The organism is Streptomyces sp. AcH 505 (assembly GCF_000818175.1).
GTDB lineage: Bacteria > Actinomycetota > Actinomycetes > Streptomycetales > Streptomycetaceae > Streptomyces.
This window is the reverse complement of sequence record NZ_JTIY01000001.1, coordinates 2,438,134-2,442,409: the sequence shown is the minus strand read 5'-3', so window position 1 is coordinate 2,442,409 and position 4,276 is coordinate 2,438,134. Positions and strand designations below refer to the sequence as shown.

Here is a 4,276-nt window from a genome sequence, read left to right as displayed (position 1 = left end):
CCCGGGCCGGGGGCCGCAGGACCGAGGGCCGCCTCCTGGAGAATCGCGGGCAGAGTGCTGGGTGACAGGGTCATGGCTCGACTCCGGAATGTGCGGTACGGAGACTGACGGCGGAGGTGGCGCGCGGCAGCCCCCCACGTCCCCCCGTACGCACCGGCCACCAGATACTTAGGTGAGCCTAAGCCACACCGCGGCCCAGCGGGAAACGCGCACTACGGGCGCACAGTTGGCCCCGCACACACCTTCGACGCCTCACCCCTTGCGCGCTCAGCCCTTGAGCGCGCGGCCCCAGATCTCGGTCGCCGTGCCCGAGCCGAGCGAGGGGACCGAGGAGACCGTGCCGGTGACGGCCCCCAGCGGGACCCAGCCCCAGGATCTGAGCGCGCCGACCGCCGCCGCGTTGTCCGGGTCGACCCTCGCCGTCACCAGCGAGGCGTCCGTCCGTACGAGCAGCTGCTCCAGCAGCCGCGTCGCCACCTTGTCCCGCCGGAAGGCCGGCACGACCATCAGCTCGGCGAGCGCGAACACCTGCCCGGAGACGGTCAGTTCCTCCACGTCCCACGGGGTGTCACGGCCGATGCCGCGCCACCACTCGCCCGCCCTGTCGAGCAGGAACCCGTACGCGTAACCCGCCGACTCGGCGCCCCCGCTGCCGCTGCCCACCATCATGTCGAAGCCGGGGCGCTGCACGTCCCTGGCGAAGGCTTCGAGGAATCGCTGCCGGTCGTGGAACTCCTCGCCGTGCACCCGCTGGTACGCCTCGACGTACACGTCAGCCACGGCTTCCCGCTGCTGCTCCGCCTGCCACCGACTCAGGCGCCGCATGAACACCTCTGCCACGTGCCCTCCCGCCCGCTGTACACGTGCGCCAACCCGCGGCGCGCCTGCTTCCATCGTCGCAGGCCGCAGCGGATCGCGGTAACCCCGGCCCCGGGCGATCCGGAGATCGCCCGGGTGTGCGAGGCGCTGCCGCGTACGGGAGTTGGCGCGGTGCTACTTCTTGAAGCCGTAATCCATCAGCTTCTTGGCGTCCGCCGTGCGGTTGGCCTCCGAGGAGGACGCGAGGACCGTACCGATGACGGTCTTGCCGCTGCGGGTGGCCGCGAAGACCAGGCAGTACTTGGCCTCGGGCCCCGAGCCCGTCTTGATGCCGATGGTGCCGGAGTAACTGCCCAGCAGCTTGTTGGTGTTGGTCCACGTCATGTAGCGGTAGCCGTTGGTCTTGGTGGTGACCTTCTGCTTGGTCGACTTGGTCTTCACGACCGTACGGAAGGTGGAGTACTTCATGGCGCTGCTGGCGAGCTTCGTCAGGTCGCGCGGGGTCGAGTAGTTCGAACCGCTGCCGATGCCGTCGAACGAGTCGAAGTGCGTGTTCTTCAGACCGAGCGTCTTGGCGGTGGAGTTCATCTTCCCGATGAACGACTTCACCCGCGCGGCGCGCGTCGAGCCCGTGCCGAACTTGTCGGCCAGCGCGTACGCGGCGTCGCAGCCGGACGGCAGCATCAGCCCGTACAGCAGCTGCCGCACGGTGACCTTGTCGCCGACGATCAGCCGGGCCGACGAGGCGTTCTTCGAGACGATGTAGTCGCTGTACGCCTTCTGGACCGTGACCTTGGAATCCAGGTTGAGGTTCTTCTGCGCGAGCACCACCCGCGCCGTCATGATCTTCGTGGTCGACCCGGTGGAACGACGGGTGTCGGCGGCCTTGGTGTAAAGGCTCTTGCCGGTGCCGTTGTTCATCACGAAGCCGCCCTTGGCGACAATGGTCGGGGTCTTGGGCGCGGCGGCGGCCTGCGCCGGGAGGGCGAACGCCCCGGCGGCGGCGACGGAGCCCGCGGTGACCACGACGACAGCGGACAGGCGCCGGATGCCCATAATGCCGGTTTTCAAGATGAATACTCCAAATACCCAAAGCGGTGCGGCTGTCTGAGGTCGCCGCTTGCTCATGAGATGCGCGAGACGGACCAATGGATGTGCGTTTCATGAGAATTTTCCCGGTGTACGAGCCATGTTGTACCCGATGGCCGGCCCCTCGGTCGACGCCCCCGTACGAACCGGGCACGGCCCCGGGCGCACAGGTTAGGGTCGTAGGCTCGGCCTGTCCGTCCGTGCGGGAGGTCGCCTGTGGTCACGTTGGTGCTGATCGGGCTCGTCGGCGGGCTGATCACGGGGATTTCGCCCTGTGTCCTGCCGGTGCTGCCCGTCGTGTTCCTGTCCGGCGGGGTGCGGTCCGGGGAACGGCCGGCGGGCCGGCCCGGCCGTCGGCCGTATCTGATCGTGCTCGGACTCGCCCTCAGTTTCAGTGTGTTCACCCTGCTCGGGACGTTGATCCTGAGTGCGCTGCCGCTGCCCGACGACACCGTCCGGTGGGCGGGGCTCGTGGTGCTCGTCGTGCTCGGGGTCGCCATGATGGTGCCGGCCGTGCAGCATCTGCTGGAGAAGCCGTTCAACTGGATCCCGCAGCGCCGGGTACGGGCCGAGCACGGCGGGTTCGTGCTCGGACTCGCGCTCGGCGCGGTGTACGTGCCGTGCGCCGGCCCTGTGCTCGCCGCCATCACCGTCGCCGGCGCCACCGGGCGGATCGGCGTCAGGACCGTGCTGCTGACCGTGGCCTTCGCCGTCGGGACCGCACTGCCGCTGCTCGGGTTCGCCCTCGCGGGACAGGGCGTCGCCGAGCGGGTACGGGCGTTCCGCGAACGCCAGCGGGGGCTGCGGGTGCTGGCCGGGGTCGTGGTGATCGCGCTCGCCGTCGCGCTCACGTTCAACGTCACCGACGTGCTCCAGCGCGCGGTGCCCGACTACACCGCCACCCTCAACAACGCGCTCGACGGCCAGGGCGGGGCCGCGGCCAGGCTCGGCGGCTCCGGCGGGAGCGCGTCGCTCGCGGACTGCGCCCAGCAGCCGTCCGAGACCCTGGAGGACTGCGGGAAGGCGCCCGCGATCTCCGGGATCCAGCAGTGGCTGAACACCCCGAACGGCGCTCCGGTCAGCGCGAGTTCGCTCAAGGGGAAGGTCGTCCTCGTCGACTTCTGGGCGTACTCGTGCATCAACTGCCAGCGCGCCATCACCCATGTCGAACCCTGGTACGACACCTACCGGGCCGCCGGGTTCGAGGTGATCGGCGTGCACACCCCCGAGTACGCCTTCGAACACGTCCCCGGCAACGTCGCCGCGGGGGCGAAGCGGCTGCGTGTCAGCTATCCCGTGGCGCTCGACAACAAGTACACGACCTGGGACAACTTCGGTAACGACTCCTGGCCCGCCGAGTATCTGATCGACGCGAAGGGCGAGGTGCGGCACGTCGCGCTCGGCGAGGGCGACTACGACGGCACCGAGGCGCTGATCCGGCAGTTGCTCACCGCCGCGCACCCCACGGTGAAGCTGCCGACCGCCACGCACGTCAGCGACACGACACCCAGCTCCCCGCAGATGACGCCGGAGACCTACCTCGGCTCGGAGCGCGCCAACACCTACGCGGCCGGCACGCCACTGCCCGCGGGCACCCGGGACTTCAGCTATCCCGCCTCACAGCCGCCCAACACCTTCGCGCTCAGTGGCAGTTGGAAGGTCGGCGGCGAGGCCGTCACCGCCGAGGGACGCTCGGGCATCCGGCTCAACTACCTGGCGAACGACATCTACCTCGACGTGGGCGGTACGGGCACGGTGACGGCGAAGATCAACGGCAGGACGACCACCTACCGGATCTCCGGCGCGCCCGACATCTATCCGCTGCTCAGCGCCGAGGACCAGCAGAGCGGCACGCTCGACGTCACGCTGTCGCCGGGGCTGAGCGCCTACTCGTTCACGTTCGGTTAGAGCCCGGGTCCTGGAGCCGGTCCAGCTCCCTGCGGTCCCGCTTGGTGGGCCGGCCCGCGCCCCGGTCGCGGATCGCGATCGGGAGGACGAACTCGCGGGGCGGCGGCGGGGGGCTGTTGTCGACGTAGCAGGTCACGGCGACCGGCGGGCCGACCCGCTTGCGGACGATCAGGGAGACGACCACGACCCGCTCACGGCCCGCGTGCCGGACCCGGACCTCGTCGCCCGCCTTGACCGTGTACGCGGGCTTCACCCGCTCCCCGTTGACGCGGACGTGGCCCGCGCGGCAGGCCGCCGCCGCCTGGGAGCGCGTCTTGGTCAGGCGTACGGACCAGATCCAGGTGTCGACCCGCGCCGTGCCCTCGCTCGTTCCCTCAGAAGCCATACTCCGAGGGTAACGACCACACCAGGACCCGGCTCGTGAAATTCGGACGCGGACCCCGGCGTGGTGGCGCGGCGG

Annotated in this window: 4 protein-coding genes; 1 reads left to right on the top strand and 3 read right to left on the bottom strand. The window is 69.9% G+C overall.

The genetic code is table 11. The features are described from left to right. Positions 1-267 precede the first annotated feature (267 nt). Together HY68_RS11285 and HY68_RS11280 are read right to left on the bottom strand one after the other, a co-directional pair. Positions 268-825, bottom strand: coding sequence for a hypothetical protein (locus HY68_RS11285; RefSeq protein ID WP_157874318.1), 558 nt, complete (start codon positions 823-825; stop codon positions 268-270). 168 nt (positions 826-993) lie between these two features. Beyond that, positions 994-1,890 (bottom strand): D-alanyl-D-alanine carboxypeptidase, encoded by an 897-nt coding sequence (locus tag HY68_RS11280; RefSeq protein WP_241778534.1) that lies wholly within the window; start codon positions 1,888-1,890, stop codon positions 994-996. 234 nt (positions 1,891-2,124) lie between these two features. Here HY68_RS11280 and HY68_RS11275 point away from each other — a divergent pair, with 234 nt between their 5' ends. Then, the gene (locus HY68_RS11275; RefSeq protein ID WP_041987612.1) at positions 2,125-3,816 is read left to right on the top strand and encodes a cytochrome c biogenesis protein CcdA; all 1,692 of its coding nucleotides are present in this window, start codon (positions 2,125-2,127) and stop codon (positions 3,814-3,816) included. On the opposite strand, the gene HY68_RS11270 is transcribed toward HY68_RS11275, so the two are convergent. Next, positions 3,803-4,201, bottom strand: a complete 399-nt coding sequence (locus HY68_RS11270) for an RNA-binding S4 domain-containing protein (RefSeq protein WP_041987610.1) — start codon at positions 4,199-4,201, stop codon at positions 3,803-3,805. The two genes, HY68_RS11275 and HY68_RS11270, sit on opposite strands and share 14 nt — an antisense overlap. Positions 4,202-4,276: the final 75 nt, after the last annotated feature.